Raw genomic sequence first — 24,276 nt, 5'->3', positions numbered from 1 at the left:
GCCGCAGCAATAGCGGAAATATGATTGGGTCCCGGCTCGGCCTGACGGCCGTCCGGGACGACGGGGAGAGGACCTTCGATACGCAAAGATCTCCATGGGGAGAGGGTGGCGCGCGTCAGCGTGACGGGTGAGGGGGTAATGCCTATCCGTGTGGCGACGCCCTGACCTACGGATAGGGATTACCCCCTCACCCTAACCCTCTCCCCATGGGAGAGGGAACTCGGCTGCGGATTGGTTTGCGGCCTCGTCTAAAACCGATGCGGATCTACACATCGCGGTCGGCGCGGGCCGCTCCTTGCCGCAGCCCATTCTCTCGGGAGAGGGCGGCACGCAAAGCGTTCCGGGTAAGGGGTTTTTACCGCCAAAGCCGCTCTGACCTCGTCCCGGACATCGCGAAGCGGTGAGCCGGGACCCGCTCGCGGATCAGCAAGCACTGCGGCAAGTGGATATGCGAGCAGCCCCGCCCCTGACGGCCGGCGCGACGAGTGCAAGCACGCGCTCCGGCGCCCCGGGCCGGCTCAGGCGATCGTCACGCCGCCATCGGCGACGATGACCTGGCCGGTGATGAAGCTCGACCCTGGCCCGGCGAGGAAGGCGACGACCGGCCCCATTTCCTCCGGCAAGCCGATGCGGCGCAGGGGCGTCGCGGCATTGCGGCGGGCGACGGTCTTCTCGTCCTCCCACAGCGCCTTGGCGAAATCGGTCTTGATCAGCCCCGGCGCGAGGCAGTTGATGCGCACATTATGCGGCCCCCATTCGGCGGCCAGATTGCGGCAGAGCGCGAAATCGGCGGCCTTGGAGATGCCGTAGGCGCCGATCATCGGCGAGGCGCGCAGCCCCGCGATGGACGACACGATCACCACGGTGCCGCCGCCTTGCCTGGCCATCTCCGGCATCACCAGATTGCAGAGCCACAGGGTGCTCTTCACGTTCGAGCCCATGATCTTGTCGAAGGCTTCGTCGGTGAGGTCGACGGTCGGGCCATAGGCGGGGTTGACGGCGGCGTTGCAGACCAGGATGTCGATCCGGCCCCAATGCGCCCTGGTCCCGGCGACCAGCGCTTCGACCTCGTCGCGGCGGGAGATGTTGCAGGGGATGGCGATGGCCTCGCCGCGTTCCGTCTTGATGGCGGCGGCGGCCTCATCGCAGGGCTCGGCCTTGCGGCTGGAGATGACGACTTTCGCGCCGAGCCGGGCCATGGCTTCGGCGCTGGCGCGTCCGATGCCGCGGCTGGAGCCGGTGATGATCGCGACCTTGCCGTCCAGGCGGAACGGGTCTTGCATGATGGGGCCTCCCTTGATTTTTGTCGCTTGCATGGATTTGGAGGCTGTAAAGCCCCCTCACCCGGCCGCTTCGCGTCCGCCCTCTCCCACGAGGGGAGAGGGCTGAACTGCGGCACGTGTCTTCTTTTTGCCGTCTCCCCTTGAGGGAGGGCGGGCGCCGTCAGGTGACCGGGTGAGGGGGAGCCGCTTGCCCAGCCCTCAGCCCACCAGCTCCCAGGCCCGATCCGCCAGCAGCGTCGCGACCGGACCCATGCTGCCCGCCGAACTGTTCGACGCATTGCCCGCCCGCGCCCGCGCCAGCACGCCTTCCAGGATCACCGCCAGCCGGAACAGGCAGAACGCCACATGAAACGGCGTGATGTCGGCCGAGCGCCCCGTGCGCGCATTGTAGAGATCGACCAGTTCCCGCTGCTCCGGAATCCCCAGTGCCGCCAAATCCAGTCCGACCAGCCCGTCATAGGCCTCGGACGGCATGTTGTGGCGGATGCAGGCATAGGCCAAATCCGCCATCGGGTGCCCCAGGGTCGACAGCTCCCAGTCGAAAATGCCGATGACGCGCGGCTCCGTCTGGTGGAACATCATGTTGTCGAAGCGGAAATCGCCATGCACGATGACGGTCTCGTCGTCGCCATCGGGCACGTTCTTCGGCAGCCACTCCGCCAGCTTGTCGATCGACGGATTGGTGCGCCCGTCCGTCTGCGAGCCTTCCCATTGCCGCGTCCAGCGCACGATCTGGCGGGTGAAATAGCTGCCCGGCTTGCCGTGATCGGCGAGGCCCGCCGCCCGGTAGTCGACCAGATCCAGCTTGGCCAGCGCCTCCATCAGGCCGAAATAAATCGCCCGCCGTTCCTCTTTCGGGACGTTCGGCAGCGTCGGCGACCAGAAGACGCGGCCGCGCATCCGCTCCATCACATAGAACGGCGTGCCGACGACCTCCGGCTCGGCGCAGAAGAAATACATCTTCGGCACCGGCACATCCGTCGCGCCGAGCGCCGACAGCACCCGGTATTCCCGGTCCACCGCATGGGCCGAGGGCAGCAGCTTGCCGGGCGGCTGCTTGCGCAGCACGAACTCGCCCTGGTCAGTATCGAGGACGAAGGTCGGGTTGGACTGGCCGCCGCGCATCTGCTTGATGCCGGTCATGCGCGCGCCGAGCTTTTCCGCCAGCATCGCTTCGAGCGCTGCGGTGTCGAAGCGGTGCGCGGGGCGGATCTCGACCGTTTCAGGCAGTGCGTCCAAACCTGCGGGTTTGCCGTCCGGCTGCTCAGCCATTGCGCTCCGGTCCCCGGTTGCGGTGCTTGGCCAGCTCGATCTTGGCGACCGTCTCGCGATGCACCTCGTCCGGGCCATCGGCAAGGCGCAGGGTGCGCGTCCCGGCCCAGGCCTTGGCGAGGTGGAAATCCTGGCTGACGCCGCCGCCGCCATGCATCTGGATGGCGCGGTCCACCACGCGCTGGGCCACGTTCGGCGCGACCACCTTGATCATGGCGATCTCCGCGCGGGCTTCCTTGTTGCCGACCGTGTCCATGGCCAGGGCGGCGTGCAGGGTCAGCAGCCGCGCCTGATCGATGTCCATGCGCGACTCCGCGATCCAGTGCCGGGAGACGCCGTGATCGGCGATCGGCTGGCCGAAGGCGACGCGCGACAGGGCCCGCTTGCACATGTCCTCCAGCGCCCGCTCGGCGACCCCGATGCACCGCATGCAATGGTGGATGCGGCCCGGTCCGAGCCGGCCCTGCGCGATCTCGAAGCCGCGCCCCTCGCCGAGCAGAATGTTGCTGGCCGGCACGCGCACATCCTTGAAATCGACCTCGGCATGGCCGTGCGGGGCATCGTCATAGCCGAACACCGTCAGCGGACGCATCACGGTGACGCCGGGCGTGTCGGCGGGGACGAGGATCATCGACTGGCGCTGGTGTTTTGGCCCGTCCGGATTGGTCAGCCCCATGACGACGAAAATTTTGCAGCGCGGGTCCATCGCACCCGACGACCACCATTTGCGGCCGTTGATGACGTAATGGTCGCCGTCGCGGACGATGGCGGTCTGGATGTTGGTGGCGTCCGACGAGGCGACCGCCGGCTCGGTCATGGCGAAGCAGGAGCGGATCTCGCCCTCCATCAGCGGCTTCAGCCACTTGTCCTTCTGCGCCTGGGTGCCGTAGCGGGCGATGGTCTCCATATTGCCGGTGTCGGGCGCGGCGCAGTTGAACACTTCCGGCGCGATCGGCGAGCGGCCCATCTCCTCGCAGAGCACGGCATATTCGAGGTTGGTCAGCCCGTCGGGCATTTCGTGGCGCGGCATGAACAGGTTCCACAGCCCCGCCACGCGCGCCTTGGCCTTCAGCGCCTCCATGACCGGCGGGATCGACCAGCGGGTCGGGGCCGCATCGAGTTGCTCCGCATAGACCGCTTCCGCCGGATAGACGTGCTCGTTCATGAAGTCGATGATCTGGCGCTTCAGCGCGTCGGCTCGTGGCGTGGTCTGCGGCTGCATGGCGCGTCTCCTGTCACTCATTTTCTTCGGCTTGCCCTTAGGAACCCTTGCGCATCGCCCGAACCTCGCCCTCCCGTCGTCCCGGGCGGCCGTCAGGCCGAACCGGGATCCACTCGCGGATCAGCCGGCACCGTGCCAGCGGAGAGGCGAGTAGGCCCCGGCTCTGACGGCCGGGGCGACGGATGAGAGATTTCCAATCTTGCATAGGTCTCCAATGGGAGAGGCAGCCAGGCCATTTATACCACCTCGAACAGCCCGGCCGCACCCTGGCCGCCGCCGACGCACATCGTCACCACCACGTATTTTGCGCCGCGCCGCTTGCCCTCGATCAGCGCGTGGCCGGTCATGCGGGCGCCGGACATGCCGTAGGGATGGCCGATGGAGATCGAGCCGCCATTGACGTTCAGCTTCTCCGGCGGGATGCCGAGCCGGTCGCGGCAATAGAGCACCTGGCTGGCGAAGGCCTCGTTCAGCTCCCACAAATCGATGTCGTCCATCTTGAGCCCGGCCCGCTGCAACAGACGCGGCACGGCGAAGACCGGGCCGATGCCCATCTCGTCAGGCTCGCAGCCGGCGACCACGAAGCCGCGATAAATGCCCATCGGCGTGATGCCGCGCCGCGCCGCCTCGCGGTCCGACATCAGCACCGAAGCGCTTGCCCCGTCCGAAAGCTGGCTGGCATTGCCCGCCGTGATGAACTGATCGTCGCCCCGCACCGGCTTCAGCGCGGCGAGGCCCTCGAGCGTCGTGGTCGGCCGGTTGCCCTCGTCGCGCTCGACGGTGACCTGCCGCTGGCCGATCTCCTTGGTTTCCTTGTTCTCGACCGCCATGATCGTCGTCATCGGCACGATCTCGTCGGCGAGCAAACCGTCCTGCTGGGCGCGCGCCGTCTTCTGCTGGCTGGACAGCGCATATTCGTCCTGCGCCTCGCGGGAGATGTTGTAGCGGCGCGCCACGATGTCCGCCGTCTCGATCATCGGCATGTAGACGGCGGGCTTGTGCTCCAGCAGCCAATCGTTGGTGTAGTGCGAGCGGTTCATCGTCATCTGCGCGAGGCTGATCGATTCTAAGCCGCCCCCGATGGCGACCGGCACGCCATCGACGATGATGCTGCGCGCGGCGATCGCGATGGCCTGCAATCCCGAGGAGCAGAAACGGTTCACCGTCTGCGCGGCGGCCGTCACCGGCAGGCCGGCGCGCAAGGCCGCCTGCCTCGCGATATTGCCGCCGGTCGCGCCTTCCGGCGTGCCGCAGCCGAGCGTGACGTCCTCGACATCGCCCGGCTCGATGCCGGCGCGCTTCACCGCATGGGCGATGACATGCCCGCCCAGGTCCGCGCCATGCGTGATGTTGAAGGAGCCGCGGACCGCTTTGCCGATCGGCGTGCGGGCGGTGGAGACGATGACGGCATCAACCATTGGACACTTCCTCGGGATTGTCGCTGAGTTCCGCTTCTTCGGCGGCGCGCGCTTTTGCCTGCTCTTCCTGCTTTAGGGCGACCTTGGACAGCTTGCCGACCGCCGTGCGCGGCAGCGCCTCGCGGAATTCAAGCTGGCTCGGCATCTCATAGCGCCCGACCTTGTCGCCGAGGAAGCCGTGCAGCTCATCGAGCGTGAATTCGGACGCGCCCGCCTTCAGCTTGACGAAGGCTTTTGCCGACTCGCCGCGATAGCTGTCCGGCACGCCGACCACCAGCACCTCCTCGACGGCGGGGTGCTCATAGATCGCCTGCTCGACCATCTGCGGATAGACGTTGAAGCCGCCGCAAATGATCATGTCCTTCTTGCGGTCGATGATGAAGAAATAGCCCATCTCGTCCATGTAGCCGATGTCGCCGGTGAGCAGATAGCCGCCGACGAAGGCGCTGGCGGTCTCCTCGGGCCGCCGCCAATAGCCGCGCGTGACGTTCGGCCCCTTGATGCGGATCTCACCGACCTCGTGCGGGCCCAGCTCATGGCTCGGATCCTCGATCGCCACGATGCCCATTTCGATGCCCGGCAGCGGCAGGCCGATGCTGGCCGGCGGCGGCGTGCCGAAGGCTGAAGGCACCGAGGTTCCCGCCGGCGAGGTCTCAGTCATGCCCCAGCCGCCGGCCAGCCGGTGGCCGGTCAATTGCTCGAAGCGCCGTTTCACCTCGACCGGCAGCGAGGCGCCGCCCGAGCCGCAAAAGGTCAGCGAGGACAGGTCGCGCTCTGCAATGTCGGGGCGGTTCGCCAGAGCGATCCACATGGTCGGGACGCCCGGAAACGCCGTCGCGCGGAGCTTTTCGATGTCATGCAACGTCTGCTCGACGTCGAAGCGCACGCGCAGCAGGATCAGGCTGCCGCGATTCATGGCGCGCAACAGGACCGTGGTCAGCGCATAGATATGGAACAGCGGCAGCACGCAGATGGCGATCTCCTCGCCGCGCCGCGTGAAATTCTCCCGCAGCCCCTCCTGCCCCTCGTCATAGCGGTCGTAAATGGAGAGCGCCGCCGTCAGATTGGCGTGGCTGAGCATGGCGCCCTTGGGCTTGCCGGTGGTGCCGCCGGTATATTGCAGCAGGGCGATATCGTCCGGCGTCGTCTCCGGCCAGAGCGCCGGCGCGGGCGGCGCCGCCTCGCAGAAGGCACTGAAGCGGATGACGTCCGGACGCTCCGGGATCGGCAGCAGGGCGATCGAGGATTGCCCCCAATCCGCGTCGTCGTCGACGATCACCCGGTCGGCCAGCCCCTGATCCAGCATTTTCAGCGCCAGCGGCAGCATGGCCGGGAAATTGGTAGTGACGATGGTGCGCGCGCCGCTGTCGGTGAGCTTATGCGCCAGCTCGCGCTCGGCGTCGAGCGGGCTGAGATGCACCAGGGTCGCGCCCGCCTTCAGGCCGCCGAAGAAGGCGATCGGATGGCAGGGCGTGTTGGGCAGATAGAGCGCGATGGGCCGCGTCCGGTCATGGCCGATGCCGATGAAGCCCGCCGCCGCGCGGCCGGCCCGCGCCCCGAGTTCGCCATAGCTGATCTTGCGGCCGCGAAATTCGAGGAAGGGGCGCTCGCCATATTCGGCAACGGCCCGGTCGAAAAGCGCGGGGATGGTGCTGATCTCGATCGGCACATCCCAGCGCAGCCCTGGCGGATAGGACAATTCCCAGGCAAACGGACGCGCGCTCATGACTACCCCCTGGCGGCGAGTGACCCAAACCCTTTGCCTTCATTGGCGAGCCGCACCAGCAAAGGTGCGGGCGTCAGCGTTTCGTCGCCGACCGTCTCCGCATAATGGGCGAGCCGGTCCGCGATCTGCGTCAAGCCGACCTGATCGGCGTAGAACATCGGGCCGCCGCGCCAGACCGGCCAGCCATAGCCATAGACCCAGGTGATATCGATGTCGCCGGGGCGCATGGCGATGCCCTCATCGAGGATGCGCGCGCCCTCGTTGATCATCGGATAGACCATGCGCTCGATGATCTCCTGTTTGGAGATCGCCCGCCGCTCGATGCCGAGGCGCTTCGACGAGGCGAGGATCATCGCCTCGACCTCCGGGTCGGGACGCGGCACGCGCGAGCCGTCCTCGTAGAGGAAATAGCCCTTGCCGGTCTTCTGGCCGTGACGTCCGAGCTCGTACAACTGGTCGGCGATCTCGGCCTTGGCGCCGGTGCCCTGGCGGACGCGCCAGCCGACGTCGAGGCCGGCGAGGTCGCCCATTGCGAAGGGGCCCATGGGGAAGCCGAATTCGACGATGGCCTGATCCACCTCCTGCGGCAGCGCGCCTTCGAGGATCACCCGTTCCGCCTCGACCGTGCGCCGGCCGAGCATCCGGTTTCCGATGAAGCCGAAGCAGACGCCGCTGATGACGCCGGTCTTGCCGATGCGCCGCCCGGTCTCGACCGCGGTCTTCAGCGCCTCATGCGAGGTCGCCCTGCCGCGCACGGTCTCCAAGAGCTTCATCACATTGGCGGGAGAGAAGAAATGCATGCCCACGACATCGGCGGGGCGGCTGGTGGCGCGGGCGATCTCGTCCACGTCGAGCGTCGAGGTGTTGGTGGCAAGCACCGCGCCGGGTTTCGCGATGCGGTCGAGATCGGCAAAAATCTGCTTCTTCAGGTCCATGTTCTCGAACACGGCTTCGATGACCAGATCGGCGTCGGCGGCGGCGTCCAGGCCGACCGCGCCCTTGATCAGGCCGATGCGCTTTTCCGCCTGCTCAGGCGCCAAGCCGCCTTTCGCGGCCGTGGCGCGGTAATTGCCGGCGATGATGCCGAGGCCGCGCTGCAGCGCCTCGTCATTGGTCTCAATCAGCGTCACCGGCACGCCGACATTGGCGAAGCACATCGCTATGCCGCCGCCCATGGTGCCGCCGCCGATCACCGCCGCCTTGGCGACGTCGCGCGCCTTGGTGGTCGCGGGCATGTCGGGGACCTTCAGAGCCTCGCGCTCGGCGAAGAAGACGTGCCGCTGCGCCTTGGACTGGTCGCCGGCGACGAGCTTCATGAACAGATCGCGCTCGGCGCCGATGCCCTCATCGAAGGGCATGGTCAGCGCATTGTGGACGGAGGTGACGCAGGCCATCGGCGCTTCGAGGCCGCGCGCCCGCTTGGTCAGATTGCCGGCCGCTTCCTTGAACGCCTTCTCGTCGAATGCGAGCTTGTCGGCGCGGTCGCGGACGCGCTGGATCGGACGCCCCTCGGCTAGGATTTTCCGCGCGAAAGCAACGCCGTCGGCGACGATGTCGCCCTTGGAGATCTCATCGACGAGGCCGAGTTGCAAAGCCTTCGGCGCCGCGATCGGATCGCCGCTGACGATCATCTTCAGCGCCTCTTCCGCACCGACGAGACGCGGCAGCCGCTGCGTGCCGCCGGCGCCGGGCAGGATGCCGAGCTTGACCTCCGGCAGGCCGAGCCGGGCGCTCTCCGCCGCGACGCGCCAATGTGCCCCGAGTGCGACTTCGAGCCCGCCGCCGAGCGCCGTGCCGTGAATGGCGGCGACGATGGGCTTGGACATTTCATCCATGAAAGCAATGACTTCGAGGAGGCCAGGCGGCTGGAACGGCTTGCCGAATTCGGTGATGTCGGCGCCCGCGATGAAGGTGCGGCCCTTGCAGGCGATGACCACGGCCTCGATGCCGGCATCCTCTTGAGCCGCCTTCAAATTCTGCAAAAGTCCGGAGCGGACGGCGTGGCTGAGTGCGTTGACCGGCGGGTTATCGACGAGAATGACGGCCACTTCGCCGTCGCGGGTGAGTTCCACGAGCGTGGTCAAGCAAGTTCCTCCCTGGCCCAATTTGGCGTCGCCTTGATAGCGAGTTTGACGTTCGCGTCAGCTAATTGCAAGCCGCACCTAGTTCCGCATAGCGAAATTGAATTCTGCATATTTGACACGAAGATTAGGATGTGGTGAGGTTCTTGTCAACGAATGGGAGGACAGTTTGGCCCGCAGCCGTTCCAAAGCTGTCGCGGCCCAGGGCAACGGCCCCGACCTGTCGGGTTGGGCGCGGCGTCCTGGCGACCGCCAGTTTGTCGAAGCCTTGGCGCGCGGGCTGGAAGTGCTGCGCGCCTTCAAGCCGAATGACGGCGTGCTCGGCAATCTGGAAATCTCCGAGCGCACCAATCTGCCCCGCCCGACCGTCACCCGCCTCACCTACACGCTGACGAAGCTCGGCTATCTCACCTATCTGGAACGGCTCGGCCGCTACAAGCTGGCGCCCGGCGCGCTTTCCATCGGCTATGCCGCGATGGCGAATTTCCGCATCCGCGAGGTGGCGCGCCCGTTGATGCAAGCCATGGCCGACGAGGCCAAGGCGTCGGTCGCGCTCGGCGGGCCGGACCGGCTGAGCATGGTCTATATCAGCCATCTCCGCTCCAGTTCCCGCGTCGGCGTGCGGCTGGAAGTCGGCTCGCGCATTCCGATGGCGACGAGCGCCATGGGGCGCGCCTATCTGGCCGCGCTGCCCGATGCGGAACGGGCGCCGATCTGCGAGCTGATCGAGGCCCGGAGCGGCGAGGACTGGCCGCGTGTCCGGGACGGCATCGAGCGCGGCCGGGAACAGATCGCGCGCTGGGGCTTCACCATATCGGTCGGCGAGTGGCAGGACGACATTAACGGCGTCGGCGTGCCCTTCGTTCCGCAGGACGGATCGGGCGTGCTCGCCTTCAATTGCGGTGCGCCGGCCTTCATGCTCGCCCCCGCCCGGCTGCAGCATGAGATCGGGCCGCATATGGTCGACATGGTGCGCTCGGTCGAGACGCGGCTCGCGGGCGGCGACGATGATTTCGGCGTCAGACGATATAAAAACCCCGTTTTCGCCGGCGGGGACCTGGGAGGAGAGCGTGAGGATGGGGAGCGGAAGGGACAACGTCCCAAAACCGCCGGGCGGCGGGAGCGGCCGAACGGAAGCTGAGCAGCCGGAGGGCGTGCGCGAAACAAGCCCCCTCACCCACCGGCCTGACGGCCGGAGCCCTCTCCCACGAGGGGAGAGGGCAAGTGAGGCGCCTCTCGTTTTTGCCCTCTCCCCTCGTGGGAGAGGGCGGGCGCGCAGCGACCGGGTGAGGGAGGCCGCAGGCTCAGCCCATCCGGTTCGCCCCGCCCGCCTGAGCAAGGCGGAATGCACATCGAGCGACAGGAGCGCCATCCATGGGACGCGCTAACGGCGCCGCGCATCCGCCTCTGCTGGAGGTGAAGAGCGTCGCCGTGCGCTTCGGCGGCATCGTCGCGCTGGCGGGCGTCTCCTTCGATTTGCCGCGCGGTCAGATCCTCGGCCTGATCGGCCCGAACGGCGCGGGCAAGACCACGCTCTTCAACTGCCTGTCGCGGCTCTACCAGCCGAGCGCGGGCGACATCCTGTTCGAGGGCGCATCCATCCTGGCGCGCCCGGCGCACCGGATCGCCGAGATCGGCATCGGCCGCACCTTCCAGAACGTGGCACTGTTCGACCGGCTGACCGTCTTGCAGAACGTCATGATCGGCGCCCATGCGCGCGGCCGCAGCGACTATCTCAGCGATGCGCTCGGGCTGCCGTCGGTGACGGCCAGGGATGCGGAGCTCCGGCAGGACGCCATCAAGCTGCTCGCCGATCTCGGCCTTGCGGCGGAAACCCATCTGCCGGTCGACGGCTTCCCCTTCGGCACGCGCAAGCGCGTCGAACTCGCCCGCGCGCTGATGGGGCGCCCGAAGCTGATCCTGCTCGACGAGCCGGCCGGGGGCCTCAATCACGACGAACTCGGCGACCTCGCCCGCCTCATCCGCCACATCCGCGACGAGCGCGGCGTCACCGTGCTGCTGGTCGAGCATCATATGAGCCTCGTCATGTCGATCTCCGACACGGTGGTGGTCTTGAATTTCGGCGAGAAGATCGCGGAAGGCTCGCCCGCCGAGGTGCAGGCGAACCCGCAGGTCATCCAGGCCTATCTCGGAGCACCGGCATGAGCGCGGTTCTGGAGGTGAAGCGCCTCAAAGCCTATTACGGCGCCATCGAGGTTCTGCACGGCATCGACTTCAAGCTGCCGGTCGGGGGCGTCGCGACGCTGCTCGGCGCCAACGGCGCGGGCAAGACCACGACGCTCAGGGCACTTTGCGGCATGGTCCGCGCCTCGGGCGACATCGTCTTCGAGGGCCGCGCCATTGGCGGCCGCTCGACCGAGGAGATCGCCCGGCTGGGCGTGGCGCATGTGCCGGAAGGGCGCGGCACCTTCACCTCGCTGACGGTCGAGGAAAATCTCCGGCTCGGGGCCATCACCCGCAAGGACAGGCGCGCCGTCGCCGGCGATATCGAGCGGTGCTTCTCCTATTTCCCGATCCTGAAGCGGCGGCTGCAGCAGCAGGCCGGATTGCTGTCGGGTGGCGAGCAGCAGATGCTGGCCGTCGCCCGCGCGCTGATGCTGCGTCCCCGCATGATGCTGCTGGACGAGCCCTCCTTCGGCCTCGCGCCGCTGGTGGTGCGCGAGCTGTTCCAGATCCTCGCCGCCATCAACCGCGCCGAGAAAGTCTCGATGCTGATCGTGGAGCAGAATGCCTCGCTGGCGCTGGAACTGGCGGACGAAGCCTATCTGCTGGAGACCGGCAACATCGTGCTGTCCGGCCCCGCCAAGGCCATCAGCGCTGACGAGAGCGTCCGCCAATCCTATCTCGGCTATTAGGGGAGGGATCGGATGCGCGCACGCCAACTGCTGCCCTCGGACGTACCGCTGCGGCTTTGCTCTTCTTTCCCTCTCCCAGTGGGAGAGGGTGGCGCGCGAAGCGTGCCGGGTGAGGGGTTACAAACGGTCGGTAGGGCACACTCCCTCATCCGGGTGATCTTGGACGGGCCTCAAATCACCGAGAGGCATTACCCCCTCACCCCACCCCTCTCCCCATGGGAGAGGGAGTTTGGCTGCGGCGCGTGGTTGGCTTGGTGTATCCAGCCAAGGCTCTACCGCTCGGGGGAGGAGGCCGGCTCCGGCTTTGTGATGACTGGATCCCCGCCTCTGCTGGGATTTCGGACACTTCGTTTACCTCGAACGATCAGGCCATAGGGAGCGTCGGCATGGAGCTTTTCCTTCAGCAGGTCCTGTCGGGCGTTGCCAATGGCGCGATCTATGCCTCGGTGGCGCTCGCCATCGTCATGATCTATCAGGCCATCCACCATCTGAACTTCGCCCAGGGCGAAATGGCGATGTTCTCCACCTTCATCGCCTGGCAGCTCATGCAATGGGGGATGCCGTTCTGGGCCGCGCTGCCGGTGACGGTGGCATTGTCCTTCGCCGGTGGCGTCGCTATCGAGCGCATCGTCATGAAGCCGATCGAGCACGCGCCGGTGCTGACGCATGTCGTCGTCTTCATCGCGCTGTTCACCATCCTCAACTCGGCCGCCGGCTTCATCTGGGACTTCACCATCAAACCCTTCCCGACGCCGTTCGGCACCGCGCCGGTGCTCGGCAACGGCCTGCTCAGCGCGCATCAGGCCGGCATGATCGCGGTGGTGCTGGTGATGCTGGTCCTGCTCTATCTCTTCTTCCGCTACACCAATACCGGCCTCGCCATGCGGGCGGCGGCGGCGAACCCGGCGTCGGCCCGCCTCGTCGGCATCCGCGTCGGCTGGACGACGGCGCTCGGCTGGGGCATGGCCTCGGCCATCGGCTCGGTCGCGGGGATGCTGATCGCGCCCGTGGTCTTCCTCGAGCCGAACATGATGCTCACCATCCTGCTCTACGGCTTCGCCGGCGCGGTGCTCGGCGGGCTGACCAGCCCGGCGGGGGCGGTGCTCGGCGGCTTCATCGTCGGCGTCGTCGAAAATCTCGCCGGAACCTACATCCCCGTCGTCGGGCCGGAGCTGAAGCTGCCCATTGCGCTCGTGCTCATCGTCGCCGTGCTTGTGGTGAAACCGAGTGGCCTGCTCGGCCGCAGAACCGTGCAGCGGGTGTAATCATGTCGGTCAATGAAGACATCAAATACGACGCCAAGCTCGACGGCATCCTCGATGCCGCGACCGGCGCCGGCACCGGCAAGAGCCGCAGCCTCGGCTCGGTGGTGACGCTCTGCCTGCTGGCCGTGGCGGTTGTGCTGCCCTTCGTGGCCCAGGGCTTCGTCGTCTTCCAGCTCACCATGGTGATGGTCTACGGCATCGCCATCATGGGGCTCAACATCCTGACCGGCTTCAACGGCCAGTTCTCGCTCGGCCACAGCGCCTTCTTCGCCATCGGCGCCTATACGGCGGCGATCCTGATGGAGAGTTTTGGCGTCTCCTATGTCTGGACGCTGCCGGCGGCGGGGCTCACCGCCTTCGTCGCGGGGTTCCTGTTCGGCCTGCCCGCGCTCAGGCTGGAGCCGATCTACCTCGCCTTGGCGACCTTCGCGCTGGCCGTCGCCATGCCGCAATTCCTCAAGCTGACGCCCTTCGAACATTGGACCGGCGGTGTCCAAGGCATCGTCATCCTGAAGCCCGACGCACCGTTCGGCTTGCCGCTCAGCCAGGACCAATGGCTGTATCTGTTCACGCTCGGCGTCGGCTTCGGCCTTTATCTGGCCGCGCGCAACATCATCGCCAGCCGCACCGGCCGCGCCATCCAGGCCATCCGCGACAACCCCATCGCCGCGCGCGCCATGGGCATTAACCTGTCGCTCTACAAAACACTGACCTTCGGCGTCAGCGCCTTCTACACCGGCGTCGCCGGGGCGCTCTCGGCCATCGTCGTGCAATTCGTCGCACCGGACAGCTACACGCTGGTGCTCGCCGTCGCCTTCCTGGTCGGCATGGTGATCGGCGGCGTCGGCTGGCTGCCGGGCTCGCTGATCGGCGGGGCTTTCATCCTGTTCGTGCCGAACATCGCCGAGGGGGTTTCGAAGGGCCTGTCCGGCGCGGTCTACGGCATCATCCTGCTGCTCATTATCTATATCGCGCCCTCGGGCGTGGGAGGACTGCTGCACAAGACAGCGGACTATTTTGCAAGAAGGAGGAAATGAACATGGCCTTGAGGACATGCACCCTGCTGGCAATGGCGGTCGGCGCCTCTGCGCTCGCCGCGGCACCGGCGATGGCGCAGACCGCGCCCGGCGTTACCGATACCGAGATCAAGATCGGCAACATCAATCCCTATAGCGGCCCCGCCTCGGCCTATGGCGTGATCGGCAAGACCATCGGCGCCTATTTCGCCAAGATCAACGCCGAGGGCGGCGTCAACGGGCGCAAGATCAACTATATCAGCTACGACGACGGCTACAGCCCGCCCAAGGCGGTGGAGCAGGCCCGCAAGCTCGTCGAGAGCGACGAGGTGGCCATCGTCTTCCAGCCGCTCGGCACGCCGTCCAATTCGGCGATCCAGAAATATATGAATTCCAAGCAGGTGCCGCAGCTCTTCGTCGCCACCGGCGCCACCAAGTGGAACGACCCGAAGAATTTCCCCTGGACCATGGGCTGGCAGCCCAACTACCAGACCGAGGGCAAGATCTACGGCAAATACATCGCCGACAACCTGCCGAACGGCAAGGTCGGGGTGATCTTCCAGAATGACGATTACGGCAAGGATCTCTTAAAGGGCCTGAAGGACGGGCTCGGCGCGAAGGCGGCTTCGATGATTATCGCCGAGGTGCCCTATGAGGTCTCGGTGCCGACCATCGACAGCCAGATCGTGCAGCTCAAGGGCTCCGGGGCCGACATCCTCGTCACCATCGCGACGCCGAAATTTGCCGCGCAAGTCATCCGCAAGGTCGCCGAACTCGGCTGGAAGCCGACGCATTTCCTCAACAATGTCGCCATCTCGGTCGGCGCGGTCATCAAGCCCGCGGGGCCCGAAAACGCCAAGGACATCCTTTCCACCGCCTATCTGAAGGACGCGACCGACCCGGCCGACAAGGAAAGCCCCGCCTTCAAGGAATGGGAGGCCTTCATGGACAAATACTATCCCGACGGCAACAAGCTCGACGGCTCGACCGTCTTCGGCTATGCCGCCGCGCAGACCATGGTGCAGGTGCTGAAACAGGCCGGCAAGGATCTCAGCCGCGCCAACATCATGAAGGAAGCCGCCAATCTGAAGAATTTCGAGATCGGCGTGCTGGTCGACGGCATCAAGGTCAATACCAGCCCGAGCGATTTCGCCCCGATCGAGCAATTGCAGATGCAGAAATTCGACGGCGAGCGCTGGCACCGCTTCGGCCCGGTGATGAGCGGCGAGTCGAGCTGAGCACGAACGGCCCGACACGCCGAAGGCGGGACACCCGGGCGTCCCGCCTTTTTGACGGTGGGATTGCTCTCGATAAGGCGGATAGGGATGAGCCCCCCGCGCCCCGCAGCCGGACTCCCTCTCCCTTGGGAGAGGGCGGGGGTGGGGGGTTCGTGAGTCAATTGAGAGTCCGCAACCCCTCACCCGGCACGCTGACGCGTGCCACCCTCTCCCCTCGGAGAGGGTTGGGCTGCGGCAAGGGAAGCGCGTTGCTCCAACCCAAGGGGTCCGGCTTTAAGCTCGATCCCTCAATTTACCGGCTGCGCGGGGGGCGGCGGCTCGCTCTTGGGGCGCTTCGGCGCCTGCGTCTCGGAGAAGCTGTTGAACACCAGGTCCGCCGAGGTCGTGTTGTGCTGCGACGGGCTCAGGCGTCCGGCCCAGATGTCGGTGGCGGTGCCGCCGCCGAAGGACATGATGTTTTCCTCGCGCCAGGATTTGGCGCCCTTCTCCCGGACCGCGATGCGCGCCACGTCATTGTTGAACTCGGTGATGTACATCGAGCGCATCATGGCGAAGGGGCCGCCCTCGATGGCGCGGTCGAAGGCGATGTCGAGGGCCATCTTGGTCGCGTCGATTTGCACGATCTTCACCGTGCCCGAGCCGCCCTTGGCGAAGTCGAGCTTGAAGGTGCGGGTCTTGGGGTCGAAGGCGACCTCCTTGATGTTCACCACCGGACGGCCCTGGAACTCGACCGGGCCGACCAGGAAGGACGAGCCGTAGGCGGTGTTGCGAAACCCTTTCGGCGCCATCGGGCGCGGCCGCCAATAGCCGTCCTGCGGATAGAACACCAGCACCTCCTCCGAGCCGTCCGTGCGCAGCACCCAGATCTGCAGCATGTGGATGCCGGTCTCGACGCGGTCGCCGATGCGGACGGTGGCCGGGGCCGGACGCCAGAAGGTCGGAAAGGTGTAGCCGACCACCCAGAGGTCGTTGTCGTCGTAGAGGGTGACCTTGCGGGGCGGGGCGGGAGCCTTGTAGCCGGGCTCCGGCGCCATGTCGCAGGCGGTCCAGTCGGCCTCGAAATTGTCGCGCATGCTGCTGGACAGGTAGACCGGATGCGCCGCCTCGATGCGGAAGCTGCGCACGTCCTTGTTGGCGAAGGAGAGGGAGACATTGTCTTTTTCGGCGCAGAGCACCGGCTCGCTCTCATTCTTCACCTCGACCGCGAGGCCGTCGAGCGAGGCGGCGAGGGCGGGGGTTACGCTGAGGGCCAGCGCGAGGAGGCAGGCGGACAGCGCCGAAGCAAAGCGCATCGAGAACTCCTGACATAGCATGGAGAAACCAGGCGAATGAGGCCAGGGGATACGATGGATCGGCGGCGATGACAATGCCGTTGATGTGTCGGGGCCCGCCGTGGCGGCGGGTGAATGCCGGGCGAGGATTTGCGGCGGCCCGGCAACCGCCCGGCTTGCGCTCCGGCTCTGCCGGGGGCATAAACCGTCTTTATGACCGATGATGATGTCCTCCAGGAATTCCGCGACGCCGGGGCGCTGCTCACCGGCCATTTCATCCTGACCTCCGGGCTGCATAGCGGCGCCTATCTGCAATGCGCGCGGGTGCTGATGGACCCGGCGCGGGCGAGCCGGCTCTGCGCGGCGCTGGCCGAAAAGCTGCTCGCCTCGGGGGCCGGGCCGTTCGATCTGGTGGCATCGCCCGCCATGGGCGGCGTGGTCGCGGGCTACGAGATGGGGCGGCAGCTCGGCTTGCCGTCGATCTTCTTCGAGCGTGTCGAGGGCATTTTCCAGCTCCGGCGCGGTTTCACCATCGAGCCCGGCGCGCGCGTGCTGATGATGGAGGATGTGGTGACGACCGGCCTCTCCTCGCGCGAGACCATCGACGCCATCGCCCGCGAGGGCGGCGTGACGGTGGCGGCGGCCTGTCTCGTCAACCGCTCCGGCGGCAAGGCCGATCTCGGCGTGCCGCTGACGGCGCTGATGACGCTCGACATCGGCAATTATCCGCCCGACGCCCTGCCGCCCGAACTGGCCGCGATCCCCGCCACCAAGCCGGGCAGCCGCACGCTGAAATAGCAGCGGCGGCGCGGCGCGAGCGGCTTAGGCGGCTCCGCTCGAGACATCGTGAGCCTGGCCGCGCCTAGCGTTGCGCGCCCCCCGCCAGAGCGCCGCGATGCCGAACAGCACATAACCTGCGCCGCCGCCGACCCAGCCCAGCATGGCCGAGCGCTGCTGCTCCGGCAGCACCAGCGCATCGCGGCCGAGCAGCTTCAGCACCGCCGGCGTCGCGCCTTTGCGCGCCTCGGCGAGACGCAGCACGCGCTTCAGCTCGCCGCCATTGTGGATCACGGCGAGCGCGTCCTGGGCGCCGCAAATGCCGGTATCGCCGGAGGCGAGGATGACCAGGTCGCCGGTCAGGTCGGTGAAGGAGGTCAGCGCGTCGTAATGCACCAGCGCGCCGACGGCGGCCGTCAGCTTGGTCAGCAGCGGCACGCGCAGCGACGGGATGGTCTCCTGCCAGCTCAGCGTCGGAATCCAGTCCCAGATGCCGATTTCCGAGACCGCCGCGAGCACGGCTTTCGGATCGACCGCGCGCGCCAGAATGCCAGTCAGCTCGCCGCGCAGGGGCTGCGACAGCCGCCCGGCCTTGGCCGCGCCCTTGATCGCCGAGATCGCCGTATGCGCGGGAACCGCCGCCGTCGAGACCAGCCCGACCGCCGCCAGCCCGACCACCATCTCGTCGATCGGCCTGCCGCCGCGATAATTGTCGGCCTGGCCGTAGAGGTCGCGCAGATCGCCGACGATCAGCATGTCGCTGATGCGCGCGCCGGCGAAACCGGCATTGCTGGTGCAGCGCCCGTCCAGGATGCCTTGCGCGAACAGCTCGACCGGCAAGAGGTAGCTCGCCGACTGGTCGTCATGGCGCTTGCGCAGATCGGCCGGGATCGCGATGCGCTCCTGCTCCGCCAGCACGATGAAACTGTCGGCCAGATATTGGCTCCGCGTGTCGAGCGCCGCCGTCATTTCGGCGTTCAGCAGCTCGGGCGTGAGTTTGGCGCGCAGGCCGAGATTGGTCAGCGCGGCCGGATCGTCCTTGGCCAGCAGATATTGGCCGGCACCCCAGGCGCCCGGCAGCACGAATGCGCCGATGGCCAACAGGCAGACGGCAATCAACAAGGACAGAAATCGCATTTTGAACGCCTCCCCAAACCCGGACAGCCGCGATCAGGCGCGCGCCATCCGTCGCGGTGCCGCCGATGCGGCAGAGGCGTTCTTACAACCGCTCGGGTGAACGGCGCCCGTTTTTATACAGTTTGAGGTAAATTTGATCGGCCTCGGCGCCGTCCGCCACGGGATCAGGCCCTCAAGCCATGATCCGCTCGACCGAACTGACCGCCGAAAGCCCCTTCAGCCCACCCATGATGTCGCGCAGATTCTTCACGTCCCACACTTCGACGTCGATCAGCATGTCGGTGTAGTCCTCGCGGCGGCCGGTCATCTGCAGCTTGTCGATATTGCCGTTCTTGTCGCCGATGATGGCGGCGATTTTGGCGAGCGACCCCGGCTCGTTCACCGCCGTCACCTTGATCTTGACCGGAAAGCGCTCCTGCGAAGCCTCGTCGATGTCCCAGGTGACGTCGATCCAGCGGTCATTGTGGTCGAAATGGTCGCGCAAGAGCGGCGAATGGATCGGGTAGATGGTGATGCCGGCGCCCGGCTCCAGGATGCCGACGATGCGCTCGCCGGGAATGGCGCCGCCGGGCGCGAACTTGATCGGCAGGTCGCCGCGCGCGCCCCGGATCGGCACGCCGTTGGCGCCGTTCACCGAATGCTCCTCCGGCACGCTGCCCGGCCAGCGGAAGCGCAGGTTGGTCACGCGGCGCAGGTTGAACCAGCCCTCGTCCGAGCGCTTGATCGCCTTGCGCTTGGGCACCTCCGGCAGCACTTCCTTCGGGAACACCGCCCGGTAGACCTCGATGGAGTTCATCTCGCCGCGGCCGACTTCGGCCAGCACATCGTCGAGCGTTTTCTGCGGCAGCCGGCCGAGCGCGATGGCGACGGCCTCGTCGGAATAGCTTTTGTCGTGCTGCTGGAAGGTCGCCTTAAGGATGTCGCGGCCGAGATTGCCATATTGCTTGCGCACGGCTTCGCGCGTCGCGCGGCGGATGGCCGAGCGGGCCTTGCCGGTGCGCACGATATTCTCCCAGGCCGGCGGCGGCGTTTGCGCGTCCGAGGTGATGATCGAGACCTCGTCGCCGTTCTTCAATTCGCTGATCAGCGGCATGTGGCGGCCGTTGACCTTGGCGCCGACGCAGCTATGGCCGATCTTGGTGTGCACCGCATAGGCGAAGTCGATCGGCGTCGAGCCGCGCGGCAGGGCGATCAGGCGGCCCTTCGGCGTGAAGCAAAAAACCTGATCCTGGAACAGCTCGAGCTTGGTGTGCTCCAGGAACTCTTCCGGATTGTCGCCTTCGAGCAGATTGGCGACCAGCTTGCGCAGCCATTGATAGGGCGTCGAATCCTCGGTGCCGGCGACCTTGAGATTGCCGTTCGAGGAAATCACGCCGTCCTTGTAGAGCGAATGCGCGGCGACGCCGAATTCGGCGATCTCCTCCATCATCTTGGTGCGGATCTGCAGCTCGACGCGCTGATGGCCGGGGCCGACGATGGTGGTGTGGATGGACTGGTAATTGTTGTATTTCGGCGTCGAGATGTAGTCCTTGAAGCGCCCCGGAACCGTCCGCCAGGTGGTGTGCACGGCGCCCAGGACGCGGTAGCAATCCTCGAGCTTGTCGACGACGACGCGGAAACCGTAGATGTCGGAGAGCTGTTCGAGCGAGATCTGCTTGTTCTCCATCTTGCGCCAGATGGAGTAGGGCTTCTTCTCGCGGCTGGAAACCTTGCCGGTGACGCCCGCATCGACGAGCTTGGCCCGCAATTCCTGCTCGATGGTCTGGATGATGTTCTTGTTGCGCTGGCGCAGTACGGCGAGCTGGCCGACCAGCGTGTCGTAAGCCTGGGTGTGCAGCCAGCGGAAGGCCAGCTCCTCAAGCTCGTCCTTCATTTCCTGGATACCCATGCGCCCGGCGAGCGGCGCATAGATGTCCATGGTCTCCTGCGCGTTGCGCCGGCGGCTCTCGGGGCTCTTATGCTCGAGCGTGCGCATATTGTGCAGGCGGTCGGCGAGCTTCACCAGCAGCACGCGGATGTCGCTGGAAATGGCGATCAGCAGCTTACGGAAATTCTCGGCCTGCTCGGCGCGCTTGCTGACCAGATTCAGCTTGTCGATCTTGGTCAGCCCGTCGACCAGCGTGCCGATCTCGGCGCCGAACAGATCGTCGATCTCGGCCTTGGTGGTGCCGGTGTCTTCGATCGTGTCGTGCAGCAGCGCGGTCGCGATCGTGGCGTCGTCCAGCTCGAACTCGGTCAGGATCGCCGCGACTTCGAGCGGATGCGAGAAATAGGGATCGCCCGATGCTCGCTTCTGATGCCCATGCGCCTTCATCGCATAGACATAGGCACGGTTCAGCAGCGCCTCGTCCGCGTTGGGATCGTAGCTGAGAACTTTTTCGACAAGCTCATATTGCCGCATCATGACGGGATGCCCTCAACCCGCCTTTCGCCGGAAACGGAGACATGAGGCCCCCGAATTAGCGCGACCGGTTGCTCTGGTGCTGATCGGACGGGATGCTGCGCTCCATGCCGCGCAGAAGCTCTTCCTCGGTCATGCGGTCGATGACGAGGTCGGAATTGACGTCGTCGCGGCCCAGGATCGGGCGGTCCGATGACCCGGAGGAGAGCAGCGGCACTGCATCCGGCTCCGGTTCGTCCACTTCCACATAGCGCTGCATGGAGTGGATCAGATCCTCTTTCATGTCTTCCGGGGAAATTGTCTTTTCCGCGATCTCGCGCAATGCCACGACCGGATTCTTGTCGTTTTCCCGTTCGATGGTAATAGGCGAGCCGGCCGAAACCGCGCGGGCGCGGTGCGCCGCGAGCAGAACGAGCTCGAACCTGTTCGGAACCTTGTCGACGCAATCTTCAACCGTCACGCGGGCCATGGCGGAGGTATCCTTTTGTTTGTCCGGAAAAACGCTAGTCTTTAAGTAGCGATTTTTTCGGGCTCGTGCAAGCTTTGGAGGTTTTGTATGAGGGGATAAGTATCACTCACGGTGTCGATGATTCGGCCCATTTTGACCCCGCGCAGCCTTGCCAGAAACTGAGCCGGGTTCAGCCCGTATACCGGATGGTGCCAATAAGGCGCAATATCCTGGAGCGGCTGAAGCACAAAGGGGCGTGACTCTATTCCCGGATGTGGCAGAATCAGTCTGAATTCATTACATTTAAAGCGTTGGCAGCGCCGGTTTTGCCAATTTAGGATTTGCCGGTTGTAATCAAGGATATCGATGTCCAGCGCCCGTGGCCCCCAACGCACAGAGGATCTCCGGCCTGCGGCAGTCTCGATTTTTTTGAGCAATGATAGGAGCGCGATCGCTGGGAGTGATGTACCTATGATGGCCGCCGCATTGAAATAGTCAGGCTGGTCGGCCGGCCCGAGTGGAGAGGTTCGATAGAAGCGCGAATGCCGCAAAATGGGTATGCCAGCCCCCTCAAGCTGGTTAAGCCCTTCGGCTATGGTTCTATAGGAATCGCCCCACCGACTGGTTACATTAGACCCCATACCTATGATAATCATTTTGAACTTCGTGCTAGCGTGCAAGTTTTCACATCGTGAATGAACCCCGGGGGTTCGGGGTAGCTGCTGGAAGATCGGATCGGCTTGTGGCATTTACCACAGGCCTGTTCGCTTCTCAGAAAGGGTCATATGCAAATGAATTTTTATCCCTCGGAACGGATAGCGCTTTTTATCGACGGCGCCAATCTCTACGCCACAGCCAAGGCGTTGGGATTCGATATCGATTACAAGCGTCTCCTGGTTCTGTTCCGATCTAAAGGACGCCTGTTGCGCGCCCTTTACTATACCGCTCTGGCCGAGGATCAGGAATATTCCTCGATCCGTCCGCTCATCGATTGGCTCGATTACAATGGCTACACCATGGTGACCAAGCCGACGAAGGAGTTTACCGACGCCTCTGGCCGCCGGAAGATCAAGGGCAACATGGATATCGAACTTACCGTCGATGCCATGGAACTGGCCCAGCATCTCGATCACATCGTGCTGTTCTCCGGCGACGGCGACTTCCGCACTCTGGTGGAAGCGCTTCAGCACAAGGGCAAGCGCGTCAGCGTCGTCTCCACCATGAACACGCAGCCGCCGATGGTCTCGGACGAACTGCGCCGCCAGGCCGACCAATTTGTCGATCTGTCGGACATGGAAGAGGCGATCTGCCGCATGAGCAGCGACTCCTCGCGCGAGCGAGGCGGTGGCGGCGGCGGTTCGTCGTCCTCGGGCTCGCGCTACAGCCCGGCCGACACGGACGATTTCGCCGACGCCTAAAGCGCCGCGCCTCGGCCGTACTGGACCTGATATCCCGGAAACGCGCTTCGCGTTATCCGGGATTCGGCGTTTGCAGGCGCCGATGCACATCCCCGCCATGTTGCCAGCATTCATCCCGATTCATATGACAGGGCTATGACGGCTTCGCGCCGCTCCCTGCTCGACCTGCGCTTGATTTGCGCCGAGAATGGCGTCAAACAGTCCCGCGCGCCAATCAGAGGAACAGGGCATGACGGACCGCCAGCACAAGATCGCACTCATTCCCGGCGACGGCATCGGCAAGGAAGTGGTGCCGGCGGCCGTCGAAGTGCTGGAGGCCGCCGGACGCCGCTTCGGCATCTCCTTCGCGTTCACCGAATTCCCCTGGAGCTGCGAGCTCTACAGCAAGACCGGACGCATGATGCCGGAGGACGGCGTGGAACAGACCAAGGCGTTCGACGCGATCCTGCTCGGCGCGGTCGGCTATCCCGGCGTGCCGGACCATGTCTCGCTCTGGGGCCTGCTCATCCCGCTGCGCCGCCAATTGCGCCAATATGCCAATGTCCGGCCGATCAAGCTGTTCGAGGGCGTCCCCTCGCCCTTGCGTGACCGCAAGCCCGGCGAGATCGACTTCATCATCGTGCGCGAAAACAATGAGGGCGAATATTCGGCGGCGGGCGGCCGGCTCTATGCCGGGACGGAGGACGAATTCGCCATCCAGGAGGCGGTGTTCACCCGGCGCGGCGTCGACCGCATCATGAGCTACGCCTTCAAGCTGGCCGAGAAGCGGCGCGGGCATCTGACTTCGGCGACCAAGTCCAACGGCATCATCCACACCATGCCGTTCTGGGACGAGCGCTTCGCGGCCAATGCCAAGCACCATCCGAATGTAAAGACCGACCAGTTCCACATCGACATCCTGGCTGCGCATTTCGTGCAGCATCCGGACTGGTTCGACGTCGTGGTGGCGAGCAATCTGTTCGGCGACATCCTCTCCGATCTCGGCCCGGCGGTCGTCGGCGGCATCGGCATCGCGCCGTCCGCCAACCTCAATCCGGAGCGCGAGTTTCCCTCGATGTTCGAGCCGGTGCACGGCTCGGCGCCGGACATTGCCGGCAAGGGCATCGCCAACCCGATCGCGCAGATCTGGTGCGGCTCGATGATGCTCGACCATCTCGGCGAAACCGAAGCCGCCCGCGCCATCGACGCCGCCATCGAGCAAGTGCTGCGCGATCCGGCGAGCCGCACCCGGGATCTCGGCGGCAAGGCCTCGACGATCGAATGCGCAAGGGCCGTGATCGCCGCGCTGGGCTGAAGGCGGGGGCAAGTTTGCAGGCGGCGGAGGGGGCGATCTTCTCTCAGCCCAAGTCCGCCGCAACGTTCCTCACAAGCCGCAGCTTCTTCCCCTCTCCCATGGGGAGAGGGTGGCACGCTGAAAGCGTGCCGGG

General features: G+C 65.7%; 19 protein-coding genes. 9 read left to right on the top strand and 10 right to left on the bottom strand.

Annotated features, from left to right (window positions below; all coding sequences use genetic code 11):
* Nucleotides 1–518 precede the first annotated feature (518 nt).
* The 6 genes from BLEFHOIH_RS04995 to BLEFHOIH_RS04970 form a co-directional block, all read right to left on the bottom strand.
* Entirely contained in the window at nucleotides 519–1,286 is a 768-nt protein-coding gene (locus tag BLEFHOIH_RS04995; protein WP_088343425.1) for an SDR family oxidoreductase, read from the bottom strand.
* 195 nt (nucleotides 1,287–1,481) lie between these two features.
* Nucleotides 1,482–2,555 (bottom strand): phosphotransferase, encoded by a 1,074-nt coding sequence (locus BLEFHOIH_RS04990; RefSeq protein WP_245296868.1) that lies wholly within the window; start codon nucleotides 2,553–2,555, stop codon nucleotides 1,482–1,484.
* Nucleotides 2,548–3,777: an acyl-CoA dehydrogenase family protein gene (locus BLEFHOIH_RS04985; RefSeq protein ID WP_088343402.1), complete on the bottom strand. Its 1,230-nt coding sequence runs from the start codon at nucleotides 3,775–3,777 to the stop codon at nucleotides 2,548–2,550. Before BLEFHOIH_RS04985 ends, BLEFHOIH_RS04990 begins: the two co-directional genes overlap by 8 nt.
* Before the next feature lie 236 nt (nucleotides 3,778–4,013).
* Nucleotides 4,014–5,195: an acetyl-CoA C-acyltransferase gene (locus tag BLEFHOIH_RS04980; RefSeq protein ID WP_088343401.1), complete on the bottom strand. Its 1,182-nt coding sequence runs from the start codon at nucleotides 5,193–5,195 to the stop codon at nucleotides 4,014–4,016.
* Entirely contained in the window at nucleotides 5,188–6,921 is a 1,734-nt protein-coding gene (gene pimA / locus BLEFHOIH_RS04975; protein ID WP_088343400.1) for a dicarboxylate--CoA ligase PimA, read from the bottom strand. Before pimA ends, BLEFHOIH_RS04980 begins: the two co-directional genes overlap by 8 nt.
* A gap of 2 nt (nucleotides 6,922–6,923) precedes the next feature.
* Nucleotides 6,924–9,005 (bottom strand): 3-hydroxyacyl-CoA dehydrogenase NAD-binding domain-containing protein, encoded by a 2,082-nt coding sequence (locus BLEFHOIH_RS04970; RefSeq protein ID WP_088343399.1) that lies wholly within the window; start codon nucleotides 9,003–9,005, stop codon nucleotides 6,924–6,926.
* A 166-nt stretch (nucleotides 9,006–9,171) separates the two neighbouring features.
* Here BLEFHOIH_RS04970 and BLEFHOIH_RS04965 point away from each other — a divergent pair, with 166 nt between their 5' ends.
* The 6 genes from BLEFHOIH_RS04965 (at nucleotide 9,172) to BLEFHOIH_RS04940 (ending at nucleotide 15,397) form a co-directional block, all read left to right on the top strand.
* The gene (locus tag BLEFHOIH_RS04965) at nucleotides 9,172–10,143 is read left to right on the top strand and encodes an IclR family transcriptional regulator (protein WP_210191696.1); all 972 of its coding nucleotides are present in this window, start codon (nucleotides 9,172–9,174) and stop codon (nucleotides 10,141–10,143) included.
* Between the two features lie 233 nt (nucleotides 10,144–10,376).
* Nucleotides 10,377–11,168, top strand: coding sequence for an ABC transporter ATP-binding protein (locus BLEFHOIH_RS04960; protein WP_088343398.1), 792 nt, complete (start codon nucleotides 10,377–10,379; stop codon nucleotides 11,166–11,168).
* Complete coding sequence (locus BLEFHOIH_RS04955) at nucleotides 11,165–11,878, top strand: ABC transporter ATP-binding protein (protein WP_088343397.1); 714 nt, start codon at nucleotides 11,165–11,167, stop codon at nucleotides 11,876–11,878. Before BLEFHOIH_RS04960 ends, BLEFHOIH_RS04955 begins: the two co-directional genes overlap by 4 nt.
* Before the next feature lie 386 nt (nucleotides 11,879–12,264).
* Nucleotides 12,265–13,143, top strand: a complete 879-nt coding sequence (locus BLEFHOIH_RS04950) for a branched-chain amino acid ABC transporter permease (RefSeq protein WP_088343396.1) — start codon at nucleotides 12,265–12,267, stop codon at nucleotides 13,141–13,143.
* A 2-nt stretch (nucleotides 13,144–13,145) separates the two neighbouring features.
* Entirely contained in the window at nucleotides 13,146–14,180 is a 1,035-nt protein-coding gene (locus tag BLEFHOIH_RS04945) for a branched-chain amino acid ABC transporter permease (protein ID WP_088343395.1), read from the top strand.
* A 2-nt stretch (nucleotides 14,181–14,182) separates the two neighbouring features.
* On the top strand, nucleotides 14,183–15,397 hold the full coding sequence (locus BLEFHOIH_RS04940; protein WP_088343394.1) for an ABC transporter substrate-binding protein: 1,215 nt from the start codon (nucleotides 14,183–14,185) through the stop codon (nucleotides 15,395–15,397).
* A 287-nt stretch (nucleotides 15,398–15,684) separates the two neighbouring features.
* On the opposite strand, the gene BLEFHOIH_RS04935 is transcribed toward BLEFHOIH_RS04940, so the two are convergent.
* Complete coding sequence (locus BLEFHOIH_RS04935) at nucleotides 15,685–16,689, bottom strand: hypothetical protein (protein ID WP_088343393.1); 1,005 nt, start codon at nucleotides 16,687–16,689, stop codon at nucleotides 15,685–15,687.
* Nucleotides 16,690–16,881: 192 nt separating this feature from the next.
* Here BLEFHOIH_RS04935 and pyrE point away from each other — a divergent pair, with 192 nt between their 5' ends.
* Nucleotides 16,882–17,466 (top strand): orotate phosphoribosyltransferase, encoded by a 585-nt coding sequence (gene pyrE / locus BLEFHOIH_RS04930; protein WP_088343392.1) that lies wholly within the window; start codon nucleotides 16,882–16,884, stop codon nucleotides 17,464–17,466.
* Nucleotides 17,467–17,490: 24 nt separating this feature from the next.
* Here the strand turns inward: pyrE and BLEFHOIH_RS04925 are convergent, their stop codons facing one another.
* From BLEFHOIH_RS04925 to rpoZ, 3 genes are all read right to left on the bottom strand, one after another.
* Complete coding sequence (locus BLEFHOIH_RS04925; protein WP_125461583.1) at nucleotides 17,491–18,582, bottom strand: hypothetical protein; 1,092 nt, start codon at nucleotides 18,580–18,582, stop codon at nucleotides 17,491–17,493.
* A gap of 172 nt (nucleotides 18,583–18,754) precedes the next feature.
* Nucleotides 18,755–20,986 (bottom strand): bifunctional (p)ppGpp synthetase/guanosine-3',5'-bis(diphosphate) 3'-pyrophosphohydrolase, encoded by a 2,232-nt coding sequence (locus BLEFHOIH_RS04920; RefSeq protein WP_088343390.1) that lies wholly within the window; start codon nucleotides 20,984–20,986, stop codon nucleotides 18,755–18,757.
* A 55-nt stretch (nucleotides 20,987–21,041) separates the two neighbouring features.
* Nucleotides 21,042–21,452 (bottom strand): DNA-directed RNA polymerase subunit omega, encoded by a 411-nt coding sequence (rpoZ, locus tag BLEFHOIH_RS04915; protein WP_088343389.1) that lies wholly within the window; start codon nucleotides 21,450–21,452, stop codon nucleotides 21,042–21,044.
* 770 nt (nucleotides 21,453–22,222) lie between these two features.
* Here rpoZ and BLEFHOIH_RS04905 point away from each other — a divergent pair.
* The gene (locus BLEFHOIH_RS04905) at nucleotides 22,223–22,849 is read left to right on the top strand and encodes an NYN domain-containing protein (RefSeq protein ID WP_088343422.1); all 627 of its coding nucleotides are present in this window, start codon (nucleotides 22,223–22,225) and stop codon (nucleotides 22,847–22,849) included.
* A 229-nt stretch (nucleotides 22,850–23,078) separates the two neighbouring features.
* Nucleotides 23,079–24,143 (top strand): tartrate dehydrogenase, encoded by a 1,065-nt coding sequence (locus BLEFHOIH_RS04900; protein WP_088343387.1) that lies wholly within the window; start codon nucleotides 23,079–23,081, stop codon nucleotides 24,141–24,143.
* The last annotated feature ends 133 nt before the right edge of the window (nucleotides 24,144–24,276 follow it).

The organism is Rhodomicrobium sp. R_RK_3 (genome assembly GCF_002198715.1).
Lineage (GTDB): Bacteria > Pseudomonadota > Alphaproteobacteria > Rhizobiales > Rhodomicrobiaceae > R-RK-3.
The sequence above is the reverse complement of the archived record's forward strand: the minus strand, read 5'-3'. Positions and strand labels throughout refer to the sequence as shown.